Annotated in this window: 2 protein-coding genes; both read left to right on the top strand. The window is 55.0% G+C overall.

Annotated features, from left to right (window positions below; genetic code table 11):
- Positions 1-170 precede the first annotated feature (170 nt).
- Positions 171-530, top strand: coding sequence for a hypothetical protein (locus tag E1H13_RS26530; RefSeq protein WP_169617960.1), 360 nt, complete (start codon positions 171-173; stop codon positions 528-530).
- Between the two features lie 200 nt (positions 531-730).
- Positions 731-1,242, top strand: a 512-nt coding sequence (locus tag E1H13_RS26525; protein ID WP_169617959.1) for a DUF3782 domain-containing protein, incomplete at its 3' end; no start/stop codon positions are given.

The raw sequence follows: 1,242 nt of genomic DNA, 5'->3' as shown, positions 1-1,242 counted from the left end.
AAACCCCTCTCCCAGAAGGGCGAGGGGCTTTGAAAGCTCTACTCCCCTTTCTCCCATTTTGGGAGGAAGGGGCTGGGGGATGGAGGGAAAGCCCTGCCCACAAGGGTCTCACAGGACTTATGTGTACTTAGACAGGACTTATGTGTACTTAGTAGGAGTAAATGCCGTGCTTGGAGAACGATCCATCGATTTTGGATGCTTTCGCGCAGCGTGGCGAAGCCAAACTCGGCGAGCCGCTCGTTCTGCTTCCTCACCTCGCTCATCCGCTGCTCGTGTTGCTTCCTCGCGTCTTCGTTGTTTTTCCTCAGCTCGGCGGTCTGTTTCTCGTTGGCGAAGCCTGTCGCCAGACTTATTCGACGGTCCCACGCTGCGCACGAGCGGAGCTCTACAACGCCGAAATTAACCAACGCCACCAGGAGGGCTGCCACGGTGAGCCGGTGGATTCGACAAGCTCACCACAGGTTGCTCCAGAGGCGGGCATTGGCGAGGTACCCGAGGAAGAGGAAGTCGGTTTCATCATAGACCCTTAAAAATGCAATGCTGATCACTAACAGGGTCAGGCTTGTTCCCGGAAGCAGCGACAGGAAATTGACCCAACGGTTCATGCCAGCCTACTAAACATCCCCCTACATTATAGGCTTAGCCCCCCAAAGGGCACGTTCGGTAGGTTGGCTCATGTCCCCTTGCTTACCATTGCTATCATAGGCGTACCACCAGACTGGCACCCCCCATGGCCACCACCATTGACGATGTTGTGCGGGTAATCGGCGAACTCGCCGAAGCCCAGAAAGAAACTGAGCGTCTACTCAAACAACAAAATAAGCAATTCAACGAGCAACTCGGTAAGCTGGGCAACCGGTTGGGGGAGTTTGTCGAGTGGCAGGTCAGGCCTGCCGTGATCAGGCTTTTTCAAGAGCGAGGCATTGCGGTCCACGAGTTTTATCCTGGGGCTTCTGCCCGGCGGGACAACGACGCCATAGAAATCGACCTCTTAGTTGTCGATACGACTGATGCCGTTCTGGTAGAAGTCAAAAGTAAACTCACCCAACCCGATGTAGACGAACACTTAGAACGCCTCAGCAAATTCAAGCGACTGATGCCCCGCTATGGAGATGTCAATGCCATGGGTGCCGTGGCCGCCATGGTGGTGCCTGACGAAGTAGCTCGCTATGCCTATCGCCAGGGGCTTTTTGTGCTAGCTCAATCAGGGGACGGTGTGGTCATCCTCAACAACGACACCTT

The organism is Nodosilinea sp. P-1105, assembly GCF_012911975.1.
Taxonomy (GTDB): Bacteria; Cyanobacteriota; Cyanobacteriia; order Phormidesmidales; family Phormidesmidaceae; genus Nodosilinea.
This window is presented reverse-complemented; position numbering and strand designations above follow the sequence as displayed.